The organism is Streptomyces sp. NBC_00193, from assembly GCF_026342735.1.
Classification (GTDB): Bacteria; Actinomycetota; Actinomycetes; order Streptomycetales; family Streptomycetaceae; genus Streptomyces; species Streptomyces stoeckheimensis.
Window position 1 is genome coordinate 2,659,577 of the sequence record NZ_JAPEMM010000001.1, and the last position, 21,274, is coordinate 2,680,850.

A 21,274-nucleotide genomic window follows, 5' to 3' on the forward strand; every position below is an offset into this window, starting at 1 on the left:
AGGGGGGAACCCTTCATGCCCGACCAGCCCGTATTGCAACTGGACCAGCTCGTCCGCACCCACGGCAGCGGCGCCACCGAGGTGCACGCCCTGCGCGGGATCAACCTCTCCGTGTACCCCGGCGAACTCGTCGCCGTCATGGGCCCCTCCGGGTCCGGCAAGTCCACGCTGCTGACCCTCGCCGGCGGACTCGACACCCCGAGCCGCGGCCGGGTGATCGTCGAGGGCACCGACATCACCACCGCGAGCCGCAAGCAGCTGGCCGCCCTGCGCCGCCGCAGCATCGGATACGTCTTCCAGGACTACAACCTGATCCCGGCGCTCACCGCCGCCGAGAACGTCTCCCTGCCCCTCGAACTCGACGGCGTCTCCGCCCGCAAGGCCCGGGTCTCCGCGCTCGCGGCCCTGGAGGAGATGAACCTCGGACAGCTCGCCGACCGCTTCCCCGACGAGATGTCCGGCGGCCAGCAGCAGCGCGTGGCCATCGCCCGCGCGCTGGTCGGCGACCGCCGCCTGGTCCTCGCCGACGAGCCGACCGGCGCCCTGGACTCCGAGACCGGGGAGTCCGTACTCGCCCTGCTGCGCTCGCGCTGCGACGCCGGAGCGGCCGGCATCCTGGTCACCCACGAGCCGCGCTTCGCCGCATGGGCCGACCGCGTGGTCTTCCTGCGCGACGGCAGCGTCGTCGACGAGACCCTGCGCAGCCAGGCCGACTCCCTGCTCTTCGGGCAGGCGGCCGCTCAGTGATCTCCTCGTACCACTCCTGGATCGCAGCGATCCGGATAGCCCGCCGCGACGCCTGGCGCTCCAAGGGCCGCAGTGCCCTCGTCCTGGCCATGATCGCCCTGCCGATCGTCGGCGTGAGCGCCGTCGACCTCACCATCCGCAGCTCGGAACTCTCCCCCGAGCAGCGGCTCGTACGGGTGCTCGGTGCCGCCGACGCCAAGGTGCGCGACCCCCACATGGGCACGCCCATCTACCAGTCCCCCGACGCGCAGAGCTACGCCCCCGTCGGCGGATACGACGACTACCAGCCGAGCGCCGGCGGCCGGGAAGAGGTCACCGCCGCGCCCCAGCTCCCGGCCGGATCCCAGTCCGTCAAGGACAGCATTTCCTACGCCAAGGTCCGCACCCGGTACGGGATCCTGGACACCGAACTGCGCGAGGTCGACCCGGCGAGCCCGCTGGTCAAGGGCCTGTGGACGCTGGAGCGCGGCCGGCTGCCCCAGGCGGCGGGCGAGATCCTCGCCACCACTGCCTTCCTGGAGGAGTCCGGGTACTTCCTCGGCTCCAGCGTGACCCCGCGCGAGTCGAAGACCTCGTACAAGATCGTCGGCGTCTACGAGCTGCCCGACGCCCTGAAGTCGGCGCAGCTCCTCGCCCCGCCCGGGACCCTGCTGGCCCCGCTCGACCGGGACCTGAAGGCCTCCGGCGGCATGGGAATGAGCCCCCAGGACGAGTACCTGGTGAAGGTCGGCGGCGAAGGTTTCACGTGGAACATGGTCAAGGAGACCAACGCCAAGCAGCGCCTCCTCGTCGAGTCCCGCGCCGTGCTGCTGAACCCGCCGGCCGACTCCGAGGTCCCGCTCTACACGGAGCAGCCCCGGGACGCGTGGCGGCCCGGCTCCATGATCGGACCCACCGAGCTCGCCATCGTCTCCACCGTCGTCGGCCTCGCCATGCTGGAGATCTGCCTGCTGGCCGGACCCGCCTTCGCGGTCGGCGCCCGGCGCTCGCGCCGCCAGCTCGGCCTGGTCGGCGCCAACGGCGGTGACCGGCGGCACATCCGGGCCATCGTGCTCTCCGGCGGCCTCGTCATCGGCGCAGCGGCGGCCGTCACCGGCACCGCCCTCGGCATCGCCCTCACCGTCGGGCTCCGCCCGGTACTGGAAGGGGCCATCGGCCAGCGGTTCGGCCACTTCGACGTCCGCCCGCTGGAACTCCTCGCCATCGGCCTGCTCGCCGTCCTGACCGGACTGCTCGCCGCGATCGTCCCGGCCGTCAACGCCTCCCGGCAGACCGTGCTGGCCTCCCTCACCGGCCGCCGCGGCGTGCGCCGGGCCAACCGGGTGCTGCCCGTCCTCGGCCTGATCGCCATCGCGGGCGGGGCCGCCATCGCCCTGTTCGGCTCCGTCTCCAAGATGGGCGCCACCGTCGTCGCGGGCGGCAGCGCCCTCGCCGAGCTCGGCGTCGTCGCCCTCACCCCCACCCTGGTCGGCCTGTTCGGCCGGGCCGGCCGGTGGCTGCCGCTGTCGCCCCGTCTCGCGCTGCGCGACGCCGTCCGCAACCGGGGGCGTACGGCACCGGCCGTGGCCGCCGTGCTGGCCGCCGTCGCCGGCACCGTCGCCGTGGCCACGTACCAGCACAGCAAGGAGATCCAGGCGCGGCACGAGTACGTCGCCAGCCTGCCCTTCGGCGCCGGGCTGATCGAGACCAACGAGTTCACGGCGTACCGGGACGTGCCCGCGATGCGCGAGACCCTGTCGAAGGAACTCCCGGTGGCCGTACGGGCCGACGTGGAGCGTCCCGTCGTCGGCAAGCCGGGCTGCGCCCCGTACGGCGACAGCCCGGACTGCGGGCGGGCCGAGGTCATCATCCCGAAGGCGCAGCGCTGCCCGCTCTACTCGGCCGAGAACGGCCCGAGTTCGTTCACGCTGGCCCAGCGCAAGGAGCTGCGCAACGACTGGCGCTGCAAGGAGGGCCGCTTCGGGGTCCAAAACCCCCTGGTCGTCGCCGACGAGAAGCTGCTGTCCGTCCTGGCCGTCGAGGATCCGGGCGCGGTGGCCGCTTTGAAGGCGGGCAAGGCCGTCTCCTTCAAGAAGCAGAACGTGCTCGCGGACAAGGTCACCGTCCGGCTGATCATGGGCCGGGCCGAGCCCGCCCCCGGGTCCGCCCCCGATGAGCCGGGACCCGGCCAGGACAAGGTCTTCGCCGCGTACCAGCTGCCGGAGTCGGTGAAGGGCTACGGCGTGGAGCTGGTGCTGCCGCCCTCCGCCGCGAAGAGCGCCGGGATCGCCTCCGTCCCCTTCGGCTCGTACTTCACCCTCGGCGGCGACGCGACCTCCGAGAAGCGCCAGCGGCTCGAAGGGGCCCTCGACAAGCTGGGCATGGACACCAACCTGCGGATCGAGAAGGGCTACGAGGGCAACGACAGCCTCGTCATGCTCGTCCTGACCGTCTTCGCGGGCCTGGTCACCATCGGCGCGGCCGGCATCGCCACCGGCCTGGCCCAGGCGGACGCCGAGGGCGACCTGAAGACCCTGGCCGCCGTCGGTGCACCGCCGCGGGTGCGGCGCACGCTCAGCGGCTTCCAGTGCGGGGTGGTCGCCCTGATGGGCGTGGTCCTCGGCTCGGCGGCCGGGATCCTGCCGGCGGTCGGGCTCCGGCTCACCGAACGGCGGGCCGCGGCCGACCTGGTCCGGAACGGCATCGAGAACGGCTACTCGGCCGCCTCCGAGGCCATTCCGTACATCCCGATCTCCGTGCCGTGGACCACGCTGGGCGGTCTGCTGATCGTGGTCCCCGTGGGCGCGGCCCTGCTGGCGGCCCTGGTTACCCGTTCGAGCGGAGCACTGGCCCGCCGCGAGGTCTGACGATTCCGGTGCCAGTTGGTGCCCCCGCACAGGGTGGATCACGCCCGTGCGGGGGCACACCGAGTGAATACGAAGGTGTGCGAGAGAATGACGGCATGGAGATGCCGAGGAGTGAACGGTCGCAGGACAGCCCCCCGCACGGCCTGATCGTGGGGCAGGACGGGATGCCGGTCGGCGGCGCCGATGACGAGTCGCGCGAGGTCCCGGTGACGGAGATGGTCGAACAGCCCGCCAAGGTCATGCGGATCGGCAGCATGATCAAGCAACTCCTGGAAGAGGTACGCGCCGCACCTCTGGACGAGGCCAGCCGGGTCCGTCTCAAGGACATTCACGCGGCGTCGGTGAAGGAGCTGGAAGACGGCCTGGCTCCCGAGCTGGTGGAGGAACTGGAGCGGCTCTCCCTTCCCTTCACGGAGGAGGCGATCCCGTCCGAGGCGGAACTGCGGATCGCCCAGGCCCAGTTGGTGGGCTGGCTGGAAGGCCTGTTCCACGGCATCCAGACGGCCCTGTTCGCGCAGCAGATGGCGGCGCGGGCCCAGCTGGAACAGATGCGCCGCGCCCTCCCGCCCGGCTCCTCCCACGAGGACGACGAGGACGGCCCCCACGGCGCTGTCCGCTCGGGCCCGTACCTCTAACCCACCCCGCCCACCCCTCCGGGGCCGCCTCCCAGCGGCCCCGGAGCCATGTCCGGCCCGCGGCGTTCGAGGCCCGGCGTCCGGGCCTTTCCAGCCGTCCGGCGTTCGAGGCCCGGGGTCGCAGAATCCAGCCTCGCCGGCGTTTGAGGCGCGGGGTCTGGGGCGGAGCCCCAGGGGGGTCCGGGCGCAGCCCGGTACCCCCTCCCAGCCCGTCCGGCGCTTGAGGACCGGGTCAGGGCCGGCCCTGGGAACGGTGGAAGGGCGGGTCGGGGACCTTGCCCCGCGCAGCGGCGAGGGGTGCTGCGGGGACTTCGCCCCGCGCAGCGGCACACCCGCAGCCGCCCCCGCGGGCGGCCGGGTAAGAACCCGGTAAACGCCACGCCCCATCCTGCCCCGACCCCCCGCATACTCGGGGAATGACCTACGACGCCATCGTCCTGGCAGGCGGCGCCGCAAGGCGACTGGACGGAGCCGACAAACCAGGCCTCCTGGTCGGCGGCCGCCCCCTCCTCGACCGCGTCCTGGACGCCTGCGCAGACGCCCGCACCACCGTCGTGGTGGCCGGCCGCAGGCCCACCGCCCGGCCCGTGCAGTGGGCCCGGGAGGACCCCCCCGGCGGCGGCCCCCTCGCCGCGCTGGACGCCGGGCTGCGGCACACCACCGCCCCGCTGGTCCTCGTACTCTCCGCAGACCTGCCGTTCCTGGACCGGGACACGGTCCACGCCCTGCTCCGAACCCTCGACGCGCCCGGACACCGGACCCGGGACGGAGCCCTGCTCCGGGACCCGGCCGGCCGGGACCAGCCCCTGGTCGCCGCCTACCGCGCCGAGCCCCTGCGCAGGGAAATCGCCCTGCTGGCCACCGAACACGGCTCGGTGAACGGCCTCCCCCTGCGCGCCCTCACCGCCGAACTCGAGCTCACCCCGGTCACCGCGGCTGCGCCACTCGCCTCCTTCGACTGCGACACCTGGGACGATCTCGCCGCCGCCCGCGCCCGAATCAGAGAGCATGGAACCGTGCTGGAGCAATGGATCACCGCCGTCAAGAACGAGCTGGGCATCGACGTCGCCGTCGACACCAAGACCCTGCTCGACCTCGCCCGCGACGCCGCGCACGGCGTCGCCCGGCCCGCCGCCCCGCTGACGACCTTCCTCGTCGGCTACGCGGCGGCCCACGCCGAAGCCACCGGGGCCGACCCCGCGCAGGCCGTGGCCGAGGCCTCCCGCAAGGCCGCCGAACTGGCCCTGCGCTGGGCCGCGGAAGGCGAGTCCGCCGAAGCCCCCGAAGCGACCGGCTCCGGATGACCGCCGACCCCGGCACCGACGCCGAACGCGCCCTCGACCAGGCCCTCGCGCTGGTCAGCCGCGCCCCCCGTTCCGACGCCGCAGCCGACTCCGGCGGCACCGGTGGATCCGGCGGCTCCGGCGGCGGCCACCGCGCCGCGCCCTGGCACCGGGCCCGCGAGACCGCCACCCGTGCCGGTTCGGCCGTCCGCGGCCGCACCCACCGGGTCCCCCTGGCGGCCGCCCTCGGCGAGGTGCTGGCCGCGCCCCTGGACGCTTTGGGCGACCTGCCGTCCTTCGACACCTCGGCGATGGACGGCTGGGCCGTCGCCGGGCCCGGCCCCTGGACCATCCGCGCCGGCGAGAGCGCCCTGGCCGGGAGCGAGCGCCCCGCGCCCCTCGCGGACGGCGAGGCCGTACGGATCGCCACCGGCGCCCGGATCCCCGCGGACACCACGGCCGTGATCCGCAGCGAGCACTCCCGCGAGGCCGGCACCCTGCTGTACGCCGAACGTCCCGTCGCCACCGGCCAGGACATCCGCCCGCGCGGGCAGGAGTGCCGCTCCGGCGATCTGTTGCTGCCGGCGGGCTCCCTGGTGACCCCGGCCGTCCTCGGCCTCGCCGCGGCCGCCGGGTACGACGAGCTCACCACCCGCCCCCGGCCGCGCGTGGAGATCCTGGTCCTCGGCGACGAACTGCTCACCGAGGGGCCCCCGCACGACGGGCTCATCCGCGACGCCCTGAGCCCCATGCTGGGACCCTGGCTGACCCGGCTCGGCGCCGAGGTCATCGCCGTCCGGCGGCTCGGCGACGACCCGGCGGGCGCCGAAGCACTGCTGGCGGCCGTCACCGGCTCCGCCGCCGACGTGGTCATCACCACCGGCGGCACCGCCTCCGGCCCCGTCGACCACGTCCACCCCGTGCTCGCCAAGGCCGGCGCCGAACTGCTCGTCGACGGGGTGGCCGTACGCCCCGGGCACCCGATGCTGCTGGCCCGCATCGGCGGCGGGGCCGCCGGCCAGGACCCGGTCCGCCACCTGGTGGGGCTGCCCGGCAACCCGCTGGCCGCCGTCTCGGGGCTGCTCACCCTCGCGGAACCGCTGCTGCGGGCCCTCGCCGGACGGCGCCCGCGCCCCCGGTACGTGGTGCCCGTGGAGGGCGACGTACCGGGTCACCCGCACGACACCCGGCTCGTACCGGTCCTGCTGACCGAGGACCACGCCGTACCGCTGCGCTACAACGGGCCGGCGATGCTGCGCGGGGTGGCCGCCGCCGACGCGCTGGCCGTCGTACCGCCGAACGGGGCACGGTCCGGACAGGAGTTGGAGATCCTCGATCTCCCGTGGGCTTCGGGGGGATGTTTCACGTGAAACTTCACGGATCCGACGCGATGGCACGCGGCGCCGACGAGAAACTCGTCTCGCGCCGCATCAAACTGCCCAAGCGCATCGTCGAAAAACCGCTCCGTCAGGTCACGCGCCGCCTGCTGATGGCGCTGTTCGTCATGGCCCTGACGGTCCTGATCGTGTGGATCGACCGCGAGGGCTACCACGACAACGCCAACAACAAGGTCGACTTCCTCGACTGCGTCTACTACGCGACCGTCACGCTGTCGACCACCGGCTACGGCGACATCGTCCCGTACAGCGACAGCGCGCGGCTGGTCAACGTCCTGCTGATCACCCCGCTGCGCGTGCTGTTCCTGATCATCCTGGTCGGCACCACCCTGGAAGTCCTCACCGAACGCACCAGGGAAGAGTGGCGGCTCAGCCGCTGGAGGAAGAACTTGCGCGAGCACACGGTCGTCGTCGGCTTCGGCACGAAGGGCCGCTCCGCCCTGCAGACCCTGCTGGCCACCGGCCTCAGCAAGGAGCAGGTCGTCATCGTCGACCCCAGTGCCAAGGTGATCGACATCGCCAACGCGGAGGGGTTCACAGGGGTCGTCGGCGATGCCACGCGCTCCGACGTCCTGCTGCGCGCCGAGATCCAGAAGGCCCGTCAGATCGTCATCGCGACCCAGCGCGACGACACGGCGGTCCTGGTCACCCTGACGGCCCGCCAGCTCAACCGGGGCGCGAAGATCGTGGCGGCCGTCCGGGAAGAGGAGAACGCACCGCTGCTGAAGCAGTCGGGCGCCGACGCGGTCATCACGAGCGCGAGCGCGGCGGGCCGGCTGCTCGGCCTCTCGGTGCTCAGCCCGAGCGCGGGCACGGTCATGGAGGACCTCATCCAGCAGGGCAGCGGGCTCGACCTGATCGAGCGTCCGGTGAACCGCGGGGAGGTCGGCAAATCGGTCCGGGACACCGACGACCTGGTCGTCAGCGTCCTGCGCGGCCACCGCCTGCTCCCGTACGACGATCCGCACGCGAGCCCCTTGCAGCTGACGGACCGCGTCATCACCATCGTCCGCGCGGCCCCGTCGGCCACCCCGCCGGTGGTCCTGGGTTCGGCGGAATAGGCGGTCTCCAACGCGAGCCCAGCAACGTGACGTCGAGGACCACGAAGCGGGCGGCGTCTCCGTCCTTCGGGACCTCGACGAGGGCGAGGCCGCCCTTCCGGTCTCGAAGCAGAACCGCGTGCCCGTCTGCAGCGACTCGATCCGGACCTTCTCGACGAACCAGGTGACCGAGGAAGCCCAGGGCCACACCCGCCACCGCCGCGATGGCGGAGATCAGGGCGGCCCACGCCGCTGACCTCGTACCCGAGCCCCGCCTCCCGCCGCTCCCCGGCCCGGCCCCGGACGACCCCGCCGAGCTCGACGGCCCCGCCGAACCCGACGAATGGCCGTCCCCACCGGTTTCACCAGCCCGTGATGTTCCACTTCGCGGGCGATCCGCGCGGTAGCCTCCGGCCATGCATGCGATCACCATCGAACAGCCCGGCGGCCCCGAGGCCCTGGTGTGGGCCGACGCACCCGACCCGGTGGCCGGCGACGGAGAGGTCCTCGTCGAGGTCGCGGCAAGCGCCGTGAACCGCGCCGACGTCCTGCAGCGGCAGGGTTTCTACAACCCCCCGCCCGGCGCCTCGCCCCATCCGGGCCTGGAGTGCTCCGGGCGGATCTCCGCGATCGGCGCCGGGGTCTCCGGCTGGTCCGTCGGCGACGAGGTGTGCGCGCTGCTCTCCGGCGGCGGGTACGCGCAGCGGGTGGCCGTCCCGGCGGGCCAACTGCTTCCGGTACCGGCCGGCGTGGACCTGGTGACGGCGGCGGCCCTGCCGGAGGTCGTCTCCACGGTCTGGTCGAACGTGTTCATGGTGGCCGGTCTGCGCCCGGGCGAAACCCTGCTGGTGCACGGCGGATCGAGCGGCATCGGCACGATGGCGATCCAGCTGGCGAAGGCCGTGGGCGCGCGGGTCGCGGTCACGGCGGGCGGCAAGGAGAAGCTGGCGCGCTGCGCCGAGCTGGGCGCGGACATCCTGATCGACTACCGCGAACAGGACTTCGTGGAGGAGATCCGTGCGGCCACGGACGGCGCCGGGGCGGACGTGATCCTGGACATCATGGGCGCGAAGTACTTGACCCGGAACGTGGACGCGCTGGCCGTGAACGGCCGCCTCGCGATCATCGGACTCCAGGGCGGGGTCAAGGCGGAGCTCAACCTCGCCGCCCTGCTGGCGAAGCGGGCGGCGATCACCGCGACCACGCTGCGGGCACGGCCCCTGGAGGAGAAGGCCGCGATCGTCGCGGCCGTACGGGAGCACGTGTGGCCCCTGATCGCGGCGGGCCGCATCCACCCGGTGGTGCACGCGACGTACCCGATGAGCGAGGCGCCGGAGGCCCACCGCGTCCTGGAGGCGAGCACCCACGTGGGCAAACTCCTCCTGACCACCTGAGCCGCCGGAGGGGCTGGAATTCCAGCCCCTCCGGCGTTTGAGGAGCGGGGGTCGGGGGGCTGGCCCCCGGGAACGGCGCCGCACGCGGCACGGGTCCGGGCGGAGCCCGGGGAACGGTGGAAGGGCGGGTAGGGGGCAGCCCCGCAGGGCTGCCCGGCTACGGCCGGCCCCGCGGAGCTACAGGCTGCGCAGCAGGACCGAAGGCGACTCGACGCAGTCGGCGACGTAGCGCAGGAAGCCGCCCGCGGTCCCACCGTCACACACCCGGTGATCGAACGTCAGAGACAACTGCACGACCTGCCGGACCGCCAACTCCCCCTGGTACACCCACGGCTTCGGAATGATCCGCCCCACACCGAGCATCGCCGCCTCGGGATGGTTGATGATCGGCGTGGAGCCGTCGACCCCGAACACCCCGTAGTTGTTCAGCGTGAAGGTGCCCCCGGTGAGATCGGCCGGCGCCAGCTTCCCCGCCCGGGCCAGCTCGGTGAGCCGCGCGAACTCCGCCGACAGCGACTCCGCGCTGCGCGTCTGCGCGTCCCGGACCACCGGAACCATCAGGCCCCGCTCCGTCTGCGCGGCGAAGCCCAGGTGGACGGCCGGGAGCCGGACGATCTCGTTCGCCGCGAGGTCCACCGTGGAGTTGAGCTCCGGGTGGCGGGCCAGCGCCGCCGTGCAGATCCGGGCGAGCAGCGCGAGCACGGAGATCTTGGGGCCGCCGGCGGCGTTCATCGCCGCCCGGGCCGCCATCAGCTCGGTGGCGTCCGCGTCGACCCAGCAGGTGGCGTCCGGGATCTCGCGCCGGCTGCGCGACAGCTTGTCCGCGACCGCCCCGCGCACCCCCTTGAGGGGGATCCGCGTGGCGCCCACCGGCGCGACAGGGGCTGCGACCGCGGCAGGGGCCACGGCCACCGGAGACTGCGCCGGTGCGCGCAGCGCCTCCTCTACGTCCGCGCGCAGGATCAGGCCCTCGGGCCCCGATCCGCGCAGGGCGCGCAGGTCGACTCCGTGGTCCCGCGCCAGCTTGCGCACCAGCGGCGAGATGACCGGTACCGGCCCGGCGACGACGGCCGGTGCGGTGGCCGCCGGTGCCGTGACGGCAGGTGCCGTGACCACCGCGACGGCGGCCGGAGCCGGAGCCGCGGGAGCCGCCCCCGGCGCGGCGGAGCCGGGTCGCACCCGCCTCCGACGCGCCGGACGTGATTCGTCCGAGCCGTAACCGATCAAGGGCCGGGGCGCGTTCGCGGAGTCCTGGGTCCCCTCCGGGGCGACGGCATCGGCCGGCGCGCACTCCGCCCCCACGGCCACCGTGATCAGCGGGGCTCCGACGGGCAGTTCCGTCCCCTCCTCGCCGAAGCGGGCGGTGACCACGCCCCCGTACGGGCAGGGCACCTCGACCATCGCCTTGGCCGTCTCGACCTCGACGACGGGCTGGTCGATGGCGACGACGTCGCCGACGGCCACCAGCCAGCGGACGATCTCCGCCTCGGTCAGCCCTTCCCCCAGGTCCGGCAGCTTGAACTCCATGACCTGCGGCATCAGTTCTCCCACTGCAGACGGGCCACGGTGTCCAGGATCCGGTCCACGCCGGGCAGGTGGTGCTTCTCCAGCATCGGCGGCGGATACGGGATGTCGAAGCCGGTGACGCGCAGCACGGGCGCCTCCAGGTGGTGGAAGCACCGCTCCGTGATCCGGGCGGCGATCTCCGCGCCCGGGCCGCCGAAGCCGCCGGACTCGTGGACCACCACCGCGCGCCCGGTCCGGCGTACGGAGGCCACGACGGTCTCCTCGTCGAAGGGGACCAGCGAGCGGAGGTCCACGACCTCCAGGTCCCAGCCCTCCTCGCGGGCCGCCTCGGCCGCCTCCAGGCACACGGGCAGCGAGGGCCCGTAGGTGATCAGGGTCGCGCTCGTGCCGGTCCGCCGGACGAGCGCCTTGCCTATCCCGGGTACCGCCGCGGGCGCCTCGGGCGACCAGTCGGCCTTGGACCAGTACAGCCGCTTCGGCTCCAGGAAGATCACCGGGTCGTCGCTGGCTATCGAGGCGCGCAGCAGTCCGTACGCGTCCTCGACGGTCGCCGGGGTCACCACGGTGAGCCCGGGCGTGGCCACGTAGTACGCCTCGGAGGAGTCGCAGTGGTGCTCCACCCCGCCGATCCCGCCGCCGTAGGGCACCCGGATGGTGATCGGCAGCGGCATCGCGCCCCGCGTGCGGTTGCGCATCTTCGCCACGTGCGAGATCAGCTGCTCGAAGGCCGGGTACGCGAAGGCGTCGAACTGCATCTCCACGACCGGCCGCAGCCCGTACATGGCCATGCCGACGGCCGCGCCGAGTATGCCGGCCTCGGCGAGCGGGGTGTCCGTGCAGCGGTCCTCGCCGAACTCCTTTGCGAGGCCGTCCGTGATGCGGAAGACCCCGCCGAGCGCGCCGACGTCCTCGCCCATGACGTGGACGGCCGGGTCCTCGGCCATCGCGTCGCGCATCGCCCGGTTCAGGGCCTGGGCCATGGTCGCCGGCTTGGTGATCGCCGGCTTCACCGCCACCGTGGTCATGATCCGTCCCCCTCTTCGTGCTCGGCCGCGTCCAGCTCGGCCCGGAGCATGGCCGCCTGTTCGCGCAGCCGGTCGGTCTGCTCCGCGTAGACGTGTGCGAAGAGGTCCATCGGGTCGAGTACGGGCTCCGCGTTCATCCCGTCCCTCAATGCCGCCGCCATCGCCTCGGCCGCGTCCTTGGCGTCCTGGATGCCCGCCTCGTCCAGCAGGCCGCGTGCGGTGAGCTCGCGCTCCAGGAGCTCGATCGGGTCGTGCGCCTTCCACGCCTCCACCTCGGCGTCGCCCCGGTAGCGGGTGGCGTCGTCGGCGTTGGTGTGGGCCTCTATGCGGTACGTGACCGCTTCGATCATGGTCGGTCCGCCGCCGGACCGGGCCCGCCGGACCGCCTCGGACAGCACCTCGTGCATGGCGGCGATGTCGTTGCCGTCGACGAGGCGGCCGGGCATCCCGTACCCCACGGCCTTGTGGGCCAGGGTCGGGGCGGCGGTCTGCTTGGCGAGCGGGACGGAGATCGCGAAGCCGTTGTTCTGCACGAGGAAGACGACCGGTGCCTGCCAGACGGCGGCGAAGTTCATGGCCTCGTGGAAGTCGCCCTCGCTGGTGCCGCCGTCGCCGACCATGGCGAGGGCGACCACGTCGTCGCCGCGCAGCCGGGCGGCGTGCGCCAGGCCGACCGCGTGCGGCAGCTGGGTGGCGAGGGGCGTCGAGAGGGGGGCTATCCGGCGCTCGCGCGGGTCGTACCCGGTGTGCCAGTCGCCGCGCAGCAGCGTCAGCGCCTCTACGGGATCCAGTCCGCGCGCCACGGCCGCGAGGGTGTCGCGGTAGCTCGGGAAGAGCCAGTCCTGCTCCTCCAGGACCATCGCGGCGGCGATCTCGCACGCCTCCTGGCCGACGGTGGAGGGATATACGGCCAGACGGCCCTGCCGGGTGAGGGCGGTGGCCTGGGCGTTGTAGCGGCGGCCGCGCACCAGCTCGGCGTAGCACCGGCGCATCAGCTCGGGGTCGAGCCGGTCGGCGGCCGGGGTGCCCAGCACCCGGTACGGCTCGGGGTCCGGGAGCAGCGGGGCGGCATCCGTACGGGGCCTCCAGGCGGGCGGCGGGGTGGAGCGGTGGGACGCACCGGCACCGGGCAGCTCTTGGACCGTCATGGCGGCGTACACCTCCTCGTGGGAAGCGGGCAGGGAGGCCTCGGGTGTGAGGCCCCTCACCTACCGATTGTTCGGTTGTCCGGGCAATTTGGCTACAGGCGGCGTCAGGCTGTGGACAAACTGGCGTCGACGCCCTGGTATGGGTGCAGGACGTCCAGGAGAGGCAGGCATCGGGCGATGACGGATGAACAAATGGTCGGGGCGGGTTCCGCGCCGGGACCGGCGACGCCATCGGGACCGGGGGGCGCACTCGGGGGCGCACCCGTACCGCCGGTAGCCCCCGGTCCGGCGGCACCACCCCGCCCGCTGGACCCGATCGACCGGTCGATCGTGCGCCTGCTCCAGGCGGACGGCCGCGCCTCGATACGCTCCGTCGCCGAACAGGTCCACGTGTCCCGGGCCAATGCCTACGCCCGGATCAACCGGCTCATCGACGACGGGGTGATCCGCGGCTTCACCGCCCGCGTCAACCACGAACGCGCAGGTCAGGGGGCCTCCGCGTACATCACCCTGAAGATCGTCCAGAACTCCTGGCGCACGGTCCGCGAACAGCTCCGCGAGCTCCCGGGTGCCGCCCACATCGCCCTGGTCAGCGGCGATTTCGACGTCCTGCTCCTGGTCCACACCCCGGACAACCGCACCCTGCGCGAACTGGTCCTGACCCGCCTCCAGTCCATCCCGGAGGTCCTCTCCACCCGCACCCTGCTGGTCTTCGAGGAAACGGACCTCCTGGCCCGCGACCAGACCGCCGGCCCGACGATCAGCGAGGACTAGCCGCATGGCCCGGACCACCCCCGGCCCGCACCCGGATCTCCTCGCGGCCAAGGAGCTCGTCTACGACCCCTGCGGGTTCACCTGCTCGGCGCCGGTCCCGGAGGCCGAGAGCGCCGAGTACGCCGCCCACGCCTTCACCCTCGACGGGCTCGCCGTCCGGTTCCGCGCAGCCAGGACGACCCCCACCAAGGCCGGCCAGTTCGTCACGCTGTGGCAGCGGTCCCCGGGCGGGCCCATCCGGCCCTTCGACACGGCCGACCCGGTCGACCTCTTCGTCGTCGCCGCCCGCGACGGCGACGGCGACCGGACCGGCCAGTTCGTCTTCTCCATGGACGCGCTGCACCGCAACGGTGTCGTATCGGCACACGGGTCCGGCGGGAAAAGGGCGTTCCGCGTCTACCCGCCCTGGGTGGCCGCCCCCAACCGGCAGGCCTCCGCCGCCCAGGCGTGGCAGCTCGACCACTTCCTGCCCCTGCCCCTGGCCGGGCCCGGGGCCCTGGCCCGCGCCCGCGAGCTCTACCGCCCCCGGGACGCCCGCGGGGCGTAGCGGTTCAGCGCTGGGTGCGCAGGCCGTCCAGGGCCATGCTGACCACCGCGTCCGCGAGCTGGTCGGGGGTGGTGCCCGGGTGCGGGCGGTACCACTCGACCAGCGAGTTGACCATGCCGAAGAGGAGGCGGGTGGCGAGGCGGATGTCCACGTCCGCCCGCAGGTCGCCCTCGGCGGCGGCGGCCTTCAGCAGCTCCGCGACCTGGTGGTCGAACTCGCGGCGGCGCTCCAGGGCCCAGCGCTCGGTGCGGGTGTTGCCCCGGACCCGCAGCAGCAGGGTGACGTAGGGGAGCTCCGCGACGAGGACCTCGACCGTGCGGCGCGTGACGTACTCGACGCGTTCGACCGCGCGGCCGCGTATCGCCCCCGGCTCGGCCAGGACGGTGAAGAGCTCGTCCAGGGCCCGGCTGACGGCGCGGTGGAGCAGCTCCTCCTTGCCGGCGACGTGGTGGTAGATCGAGGACTTCGAGATCCCGGCCGCCTTGGAGAGGTGCTCCATCGAGGTGCCGTCGTAGCCGCGCTCGTTGAAGATCTGGACGGCGACGGACAGGAGCGTCTCGGGCGTGTAGGTGTCCCGCTTGGCCGTGGTCATTCCGTCTCCCCCGCCTCGTCGTCCCCGTCCCCGTCCGCGTCCGCGTCCCCGTCCGCGGCCTCGTCTTCGTCGCCCGCCGCGTAGCCCAGCTTGTACAGCGCCAGCGAGGGCGCGTACCGGCCGCCGGGACAGCGCTCGTCGAGGTGGTGCAGCAGGTCGTACGCCCAGTCTCGGCCGAGCCGGTCGTGCCATTCGGCGGGGCCCGCCGGGTAGTTGACCCCGAGCCGCATCGCCGTGTCGATGTCCTCGGCGCCCGCGACCCCGCGCGCGACGGCGTCGGCGGTGAGGTCGATCAGCATCGCGACCGTCCGGGCGACGATCATGCCCGGGACGTCGCCGATGACGGAGACCTTCTTGCCGAGCTTCTGGAACAGCCCGACGGCCTCCGCGAGCGTCCGCTCGCTCGTGTCCTCGCTGACGGAGAGCGCGATCCGGGTGGCGTCGCGGTAGTCGAAGGCGAGGTCGAAGTAGACGACGTCGGCGAACTCGATCGCCGTCTTGCCGTCGGCGAGCACGAGCTGGCCCTCGCCGGGCAGCTGGATGTACGGGCCCCCGTGCTCGACCTCCGTGACCTCGATCCCGGCCTCCCCCAGGAGGCCGAGGAGGCCGGCCGCCGGTCCGAGGTCACCGACGACGGTCACCTTCGCGGGCGCGTCCTCGGGGCCGGCGGTGTGCGGGGCCGGGGCCTTCGCGTCCGGGCCGTACGGGTACCAGCCGTGGCCCGACTTTCGCCCGAGACGGCCCGACTGGACCAGCCGCCGCTGCGCGAGGGAAGGGGTGAACTTGGGGCTGCGGAAGAAGGACTCCCACACCGAGCGGGTGACGGCCTCGTTGACGTCCTGACCGATCAGGTCGGTCAGTGCGAAGGGGCCCATCTTGAAGCCGCCGCTCTCGCGGAGCACGGCGTCGATGGTCGCCGGGTCGGCGCCCTGCTCCTCGTACACCGCGAAGGCCTCGGCGTAGAAGGGCCGGGCGATCCGGTTGACGATGAAGCCCGGGGTGTCGGCGCAGCGCACCGGCGTCTTCCCCCAGCCCAGGACGGTGGCGTACGCGCGGTCGGCGGCGGCCGGGTCCGTGGCGAACCCGGAGACCACCTCGACCAGCGGGAGCAGCGGGGCCGGGTTGAAGAAGTGCAGGCCGAGGAAGCGGCCGGGGTGCGCGAGCCCGGCGGCGAGCTCGGTGACGGAGAGGGAGGAGGTGTTGGTGGCGAGCAGCGCCTCCGGTGAAACCACCTCTTCGAGCGCCGCGAAGAGCGCCCGCTTGACGGTGACGTCCTCGACGACCGCCTCCACCACGAGGGCGGCGCCGGCCAGGTCCGGCAGCCCGGCCGCCGATGCGATCCGGCCGATCGCGTCCTCGGACTCGGCGCGGTCCAGGCGGCCCTTGGCGGCCATCCGCTCGACCCGGTCCTGGACGAATCCGACCGCGTCGGCGGCGAGCAGGGCGTTGATGTCGTAGATCAGCACGCGGTGACCTGCGAGAAGGGCGACTTGGGCGATGCCCTGCCCCATGGTGCCGGCGCCGACGACCGCCACTGTGCGGGACCGCTCGATTGCTGTCATGCCCAGATCCTCCCGCACCGACTTGTCCACAGGTCTGCCGGGCCCTCTTGTCCCGACCGATCGTTCGGTTACTCTAACTCCAGTCTGCTCTTGTTCATCCCTTCTTGCCTGCCCCGATCGCCTGATCCCGCCCGGCTCAAAGAGGAGTTGGTCCCTGATGGCCGCCGAGCTCACCGTCCCCCAGCTGTCCGCCAAGCACCGGCCCACCCTGGACCAGGCGCTGGCCACCATCCGCAGCCGCGCCTACTGGTCCCCGCACCCCGAGCACCCCAAGGCGTACGGGGAGACCGCGCCGGCCGACGGCCTCGCCGCCTTCGAGGCGCTGCGCGGCACCCGGCTCGACCTCGGGCAGCCCGGGACCGACGGCTGGACGGGCGCGGAGACCTCCCCGTACGGAGTGGAGCTCGGCGTCGAGTACCCGCACGTGGACCCGGAGGTGCTGCTGCCCGCGATGCGGGCCGGCATGGGCGCCTGGCGGGACGCCGGGCCCGAGGTGCGCGCCCTGGTCTGCATCGAGATCCTGGCCCGGATCTCGGCGCGGACGCACGAGTTCGCGCACGCCGTCATGCACACCAGCGGCCAGGCCTTCATGATGGCGTTCCAGGCGGGCGGCCCGCACGCACAGGACCGCGGCCTGGAGGCGGTGGCCTACGCCTACGAGGAGCAGACCCGCGTCCCGGGGCAGGCCGACTGGTCGAAGCCGCAGGGCAAGAAGGACCCCCTCGAACTCGGCAAGACCTTCACGGCCGTCCCGCGGGGCATCTCCCTGATGATCGGCTGCAACACCTTCCCCACCTGGAACGGGTACCCGGGCATCTTCGCCTCCCTCGCCACGGGCAACCCGGTGCTGGTCAAGCCGCACCCGCGCGCCGTCCTCCCGCTGGCGCTGACCGTCCAGGTGGCCCGCGAGGTCCTCGGCGACGCCGGCTTCGACCCGAACCTGGTCGCACTGGCCGTGGAGCGCCCGGGCGAGGGCATCGCCAAGGAGCTCGCCGTCCGGCCCGAGATCAAGGTCATCGACTACACCGGGTCCACCGAGTTCGGCGACTGGCTGGAGGTCAACGCCCGCCAGGCGCAGGTCTACACGGAGAAGGCCGGCGTCAACACCGTCGTCCTGGACTCCACCGACAACTACAAGGGGATGCTGTCCAACCTGGCGTTCTCCCTGTCCCTGTACAGCGGCCAGATGTGCACCACCCCGCAGAACCTGCTGATCCCGCGCGACGGCATCGAGACGGACGCCGGGCACAAGTCCTACGACGAGGTCGTCTCGGACCTCGCGGGCGCGGTCGGCGGCCTGCTCGGCGACGACGCGCGGGCCAACGCCCTGCTGGGCGCGCTGGTCAACCCGGACGTGAAGGCCCGCCTGGAGGCCGCGGCCGGGCTCGGCGAGGTCGCGCTGGCCTCGCGCGAGGTGACGAACCCGGAGTTCCCGGGCGCGGTCGTGCGCACGCCGGTGATGGTGAAGCTGGACTCGGCCAAGCCCGACGACTCCGCCCCCTACCTCTCGGAGTCCTTCGGCCCGATCTCCTTCGCCGTGGCGGTCGACTCCACGCAGGGCGCCCTCGACCTGCTGCGGCGCACCGTCCGCGAGAAGGGCGCCATGACGGTCGGGGCGTACACCACGTCCGCGGACACCGAGCGGGCCATCGAGGAGGTCTGCCTGGAGGAGTCGGCGCAGCTCTCGCTGAACCTGACGGGCGGGGTCTATGTGAACCAGACCGCGGCCTTCTCCGACTTCCACGGCTCCGGCGGCAACCCGGCGGCGAACGCCGCGCTGTGCGACGGCGCGTTCGTGTCGAACCGCTTCCGCGTGGTGGAGGTCCGCCGCCAGGGCTAGAAGATCTCCTTCGGCCCGCCCCAGTGGAAGAGGGCCATGGCCACGCTGGTGGCCAGGTTGTAACTGGAGACCTGCGGCCGCATCGGCAGGGACACCAGGTGATCGGCGCGGGCGCGCAGCTCGGGCGAGATGCCGTGGCGTTCCGAGCCGAAGGCGAGCAGGGCCTCGTCCGGGAGGGTGAGGGCGCGGATGTCCTCGCCCTCCGGGTCGAGGGCGTACAGCGGGCCGGGCGGCAGCTCGTCGAGCTCCACCCGGTCGACGGTCGTGGCGTAGTGCAGCCCCGCGCCCGCCCGGACCACATTGGGGTGCCAGGGGTCCAGATCCCCCCGGGTGAGCACGCCGGTGGCGCCGAAGCCGGCGGCGAGCCGGACGACGGCTCCGACGTTGCCGAGGTTGCGAGGGTTGTCGAGGACGACGATCGGGGACGTCCTGGGCCGTTCGTCGAGCCGGGCCCGCCCCTCGGCCCGGCTCGGCCGGACCGCGAGGGCCGCCACCCCGGTGGGATGCACCCGCGCCAGCAGCCCCTTGAGCGGAGCCCGCCGCACCAGCCGGGCCACGTCCGCCTCCACGTCCTCGGCCAGCTCGCGCGCAAGGCCCCGTACGGCTTCCGGTTCGTCGGCGACGACCATCCTGACGTCGGCCCCGAACCGCAGGGCGTGCTTCAGCGCGTGGAACCCGTCGAGGAGAACCAGGTCCTGCCTCTCGGCAGCCTCCTGCCACTGCCGTGCGATCTCCTCGGGACTCCCGTACTCACTCATACGCCGAGCGTACGGGCCCCTAAGCACCGGTTCCTTCCCCTACCCGCCCTTCCACCGTTCCCCGGGCTCCGCCCGGACCCGTACGTGCGCTGCGCGCACGTGCCCTCAAACGCCGGGCGGGCTGAGATTGCCGCGCAGCGGCAAATCCAGCCTCGCCGGCGTTTGAGGCGCGGGGTCTGGGGCGGAGCCCCAGGGAACGGGCGAAGGGCGGGTAGGGGACAGGCCCCCGCAGGGCCGGGCCTCAGCGCGGGACGGGGCTGGGGAGCGCCGGCTCGGGATCCGCGTACGGCTCCGGGCCCGGTTCCAGAACAGGCCGCCGCGCAGCGACCCGCGCGCCGAGCCACACCAGAAAGCCGGTCGGCAGGAACACCGCATCGGCGGCGATCATCGCCATCGAGAAGAACGGCAACCCCAGCAGCACGGCGATCCCCGCGTGCTCCAGCATCATCAGCGCCAGCAGCACGTTCTTGATCCGCCGGTTGAACAGGGTGAACGGAAAGGCCACCTGGACCGCGACCGTCCCGTAGGACAGCAGCATGACCAGCGTCCCGCTGCTCCCGAGGAAGGCCGAGACCCCGGGCCACGGGGTGAAGTAGTCCAGGTTCAGCGGGTAGTACAGCGCCGTGCCGTCCTGCCACCGCGACCCCTGGATCTTGTACCACCCGGCCGTCGCGTAGATCAGGCAGACCTCCACCATGATCACCAGCATTCCGGCGTTGTGCAGCAGGTTGGCCAGGACGTCGAGGACGGCCCGCCCCTCCCCCTCCGGCTCGTAGCGGTCGACCATCCACCACAGCGCGGCGAGCACCCACAGGGCCGTGAAGACCACCAGCCAGCCGACGCTGAACCCCCCGGTCGCGGCCCCGTACGCGAAGACCGCGCCGAGCACGCCCCACAGCACCGGCCCCGCCCGCCCGGCCGAGGCCGCGCCGAGCCGGCGGGCGCGGCGGGCGTCCAGCGACCACACCTGCGCGCACCGGGTCAGGACGAGGTAGATCGCCATCAGGTGGATGACGTTGTCCCCGCCGTCGCCCATGAAGACGCTGCGGTTCTGCAGGGACAGCACGCCGACCATGAACACCACGGAGGTCGCCCGGGTGCGCCAGCCCAGCATCAGCAGGGCGGACGAGAGCACGGCCGCGGCGTAGACGATCTCGAACCAGAGCGCCGAGTCCGACCACATCAGCACCGTGAAGGCGCGGTTCGAGTCGATCAGCTGCCGCGCCAGCTCCCAGCTCCACGGTCCGTCCGGCCCGTACATCTCGTGCCGGTGGGGGAACTCGCGCAGCAGGAAGAACAGCCAGGTGCCGGCGAAGCCGATGCGGACCACGGCGCTCTGGTACGGACCCAGCGCCTGCCCGCTGACCCGGGCCAGCGCCCGTCCGGCGGAGGCCTTGAGCCCCTTCACCCCGGGCTCCCTCAGACCGGGCTCCTTCACCCCGGGCTCCCTCAGACCGTCCACCACGGCAGCTCCCGGTAGTACGTCTGGGTGTCGGCCTTCTCGTCGGACCACTTGGGTGCGGCGACCTCCGTCGTCGCCCCGCGCAGCTGGATCCGTACGATCCGGCCCTCTGCCGGGTGCGGGTCCAGCCGGTCCAGGGCGATCCGGCGCAGGTACTCCTCGGCGAGTGCGCCGCGATCGCCGGTGGACTTGTTGTCGTCGTCGTGGGAGGTGGTGAAGAAGTCCCAGGCCCGGCGGAGCTCGTTCTGCTCGGTGTGGCTCGGCAGCAGGCTGTGGCGGATGGCCGCGCCGTCCTCGGCGGACAGCCCACGCCAGTTGCCCGTCTCCAGCTGTCCGTCGTCCGTCCGCACCTCCGCGCGCACCTCCACCGCGATGTTCTGCTGGAGCGGGTTCGGGGCGAAGAGCTTCCAGTTCTGTTCGAACTCGGGGTAGATCCAGCCGTCGATCGTGCGGGCGTGCCGCTTGCTGACCGTGTTGGACGGGGCCACGTGCAGGAAGACGAGGGCCAGGTGTCCGCAGGCGGCCACCGCCACCGCGCCGAGGGCGAGGGCCGTGACGACCCGGTACGGCGTGGACAGGCCGGCGATTCCGGGGGCTCTGGGCGGGGGTGGAGCCGCCTCTTCGAGGGGCTCGCGCTCGTTCGAATCCATCCCGCCCCGATCATCCGGCGTCCACAGGGTTGACCACAGAGGTTGAC

18 protein-coding genes are annotated in these 21,274 nt (G+C 73.0%); 10 read left to right on the forward strand and 8 right to left on the reverse strand.

All coding sequences use genetic code 11. From position 1 onward, the window contains the following. Positions 1 to 15: 15 nt before the first annotated feature. The 7 genes from OG898_RS11670 to OG898_RS11700 all read left to right on the forward strand — a co-directional run bounded on the left by OG898_RS11670 (position 16) and on the right by OG898_RS11700 (position 9,342). Positions 16 to 747 (forward strand): ABC transporter ATP-binding protein, encoded by a 732-nt coding sequence (locus OG898_RS11670; RefSeq protein WP_266956645.1) that lies wholly within the window; start codon positions 16 to 18, stop codon positions 745 to 747. After that, positions 744 to 3,593, forward strand: coding sequence for an FtsX-like permease family protein (locus OG898_RS11675; protein ID WP_266956647.1), 2,850 nt, complete (start codon positions 744 to 746; stop codon positions 3,591 to 3,593). Before OG898_RS11670 ends, OG898_RS11675 begins: the two co-directional genes overlap by 4 nt. A gap of 95 nt (positions 3,594 to 3,688) precedes the next feature. Further along, positions 3,689 to 4,228, forward strand: a complete 540-nt coding sequence (locus tag OG898_RS11680; protein ID WP_112446705.1) for a bacterial proteasome activator family protein — start codon at positions 3,689 to 3,691, stop codon at positions 4,226 to 4,228. A 416-nt stretch (positions 4,229 to 4,644) separates the two neighbouring features. Further along, the gene (locus tag OG898_RS11685; RefSeq protein ID WP_266956649.1) at positions 4,645 to 5,532 is read left to right on the forward strand and encodes an NTP transferase domain-containing protein; all 888 of its coding nucleotides are present in this window, start codon (positions 4,645 to 4,647) and stop codon (positions 5,530 to 5,532) included. Further along, positions 5,529 to 6,881: a molybdopterin molybdotransferase MoeA gene (locus OG898_RS11690; RefSeq protein WP_266956651.1), complete on the forward strand. Its 1,353-nt coding sequence runs from the start codon at positions 5,529 to 5,531 to the stop codon at positions 6,879 to 6,881. Before OG898_RS11685 ends, OG898_RS11690 begins: the two co-directional genes overlap by 4 nt. Then, the gene (locus tag OG898_RS11695; protein WP_250738755.1) at positions 6,869 to 7,969 is read left to right on the forward strand and encodes a TrkA family potassium uptake protein; all 1,101 of its coding nucleotides are present in this window, start codon (positions 6,869 to 6,871) and stop codon (positions 7,967 to 7,969) included. Before OG898_RS11690 ends, OG898_RS11695 begins: the two co-directional genes overlap by 13 nt. A 395-nt stretch (positions 7,970 to 8,364) precedes the next feature. Continuing rightward, a complete protein-coding gene (locus OG898_RS11700; protein WP_250738754.1) occupies positions 8,365 to 9,342 on the forward strand; it encodes an NAD(P)H-quinone oxidoreductase in 978 nt (325 codons plus the stop codon). A gap of 177 nt (positions 9,343 to 9,519) precedes the next feature. On the opposite strand, the gene OG898_RS11705 is transcribed toward OG898_RS11700, so the two are convergent. From OG898_RS11705 to pdhA, 3 genes are read right to left on the reverse strand one after another with little or no spacing between them, the layout of a single operon-like run. Continuing rightward, positions 9,520 to 10,881, reverse strand: coding sequence for a dihydrolipoamide acetyltransferase family protein (locus OG898_RS11705; RefSeq protein ID WP_266956654.1), 1,362 nt, complete (start codon positions 10,879 to 10,881; stop codon positions 9,520 to 9,522). Continuing rightward, entirely contained in the window at positions 10,881 to 11,894 is a 1,014-nt protein-coding gene (locus OG898_RS11710) for an alpha-ketoacid dehydrogenase subunit beta (protein WP_250738752.1), read from the reverse strand. The genes OG898_RS11705 and OG898_RS11710 overlap by 1 nt, the downstream gene beginning before the upstream one ends. After that, a complete protein-coding gene (gene pdhA / locus OG898_RS11715; protein ID WP_250738864.1) occupies positions 11,891 to 13,042 on the reverse strand; it encodes a pyruvate dehydrogenase (acetyl-transferring) E1 component subunit alpha in 1,152 nt (383 codons plus the stop codon). Before pdhA ends, OG898_RS11710 begins: the two co-directional genes overlap by 4 nt. Before the next feature lie 177 nt (positions 13,043 to 13,219). Here pdhA and OG898_RS11720 point away from each other — a divergent pair, with 177 nt between their 5' ends. After that, complete coding sequence (locus tag OG898_RS11720) at positions 13,220 to 13,816, forward strand: Lrp/AsnC family transcriptional regulator (RefSeq protein WP_250738751.1); 597 nt, start codon at positions 13,220 to 13,222, stop codon at positions 13,814 to 13,816. A gap of 4 nt (positions 13,817 to 13,820) precedes the next feature. Next, the gene (locus OG898_RS11725; RefSeq protein WP_266956657.1) at positions 13,821 to 14,363 is read left to right on the forward strand and encodes a MepB family protein; all 543 of its coding nucleotides are present in this window, start codon (positions 13,821 to 13,823) and stop codon (positions 14,361 to 14,363) included. 4 nt (positions 14,364 to 14,367) lie between these two features. On the opposite strand, the gene OG898_RS11730 is transcribed toward OG898_RS11725, so the two are convergent. Together OG898_RS11730 and OG898_RS11735 are read right to left on the reverse strand one after the other, a co-directional pair. Next, positions 14,368 to 14,955, reverse strand: a complete 588-nt coding sequence (locus tag OG898_RS11730) for a TetR/AcrR family transcriptional regulator (protein WP_250738749.1) — start codon at positions 14,953 to 14,955, stop codon at positions 14,368 to 14,370. Next, on the reverse strand, positions 14,952 to 16,517 hold the full coding sequence (locus OG898_RS11735; RefSeq protein ID WP_266956659.1) for a 3-hydroxyacyl-CoA dehydrogenase: 1,566 nt from the start codon (positions 16,515 to 16,517) through the stop codon (positions 14,952 to 14,954). Before OG898_RS11735 ends, OG898_RS11730 begins: the two co-directional genes overlap by 4 nt. Before the next feature lie 157 nt (positions 16,518 to 16,674). Between OG898_RS11735 and paaN the strand changes: the two genes are divergently transcribed. Then, a complete protein-coding gene (paaN, locus tag OG898_RS11740) occupies positions 16,675 to 18,357 on the forward strand; it encodes a phenylacetic acid degradation protein PaaN (RefSeq protein ID WP_250738747.1) in 1,683 nt (560 codons plus the stop codon). On the opposite strand, the gene OG898_RS11745 is transcribed toward paaN, so the two are convergent. The 3 genes from OG898_RS11745 to OG898_RS11755 form a co-directional block, all read right to left on the reverse strand. Continuing rightward, the gene (locus OG898_RS11745) at positions 18,354 to 19,115 is read right to left on the reverse strand and encodes an RNA methyltransferase (RefSeq protein ID WP_266956661.1); all 762 of its coding nucleotides are present in this window, start codon (positions 19,113 to 19,115) and stop codon (positions 18,354 to 18,356) included. The two genes, paaN and OG898_RS11745, sit on opposite strands and share 4 nt — an antisense overlap. Positions 19,116 to 19,356: 241 nt before the next feature. Then, a complete protein-coding gene (locus OG898_RS11750) occupies positions 19,357 to 20,553 on the reverse strand; it encodes an HTTM domain-containing protein (RefSeq protein WP_266956663.1) in 1,197 nt (398 codons plus the stop codon). 11 nt (positions 20,554 to 20,564) lie between these two features. Further along, positions 20,565 to 21,227, reverse strand: a complete 663-nt coding sequence (locus OG898_RS11755) for a DUF5819 family protein (protein WP_250738744.1) — start codon at positions 21,225 to 21,227, stop codon at positions 20,565 to 20,567. Positions 21,228 to 21,274 lie beyond the last annotated feature (47 nt).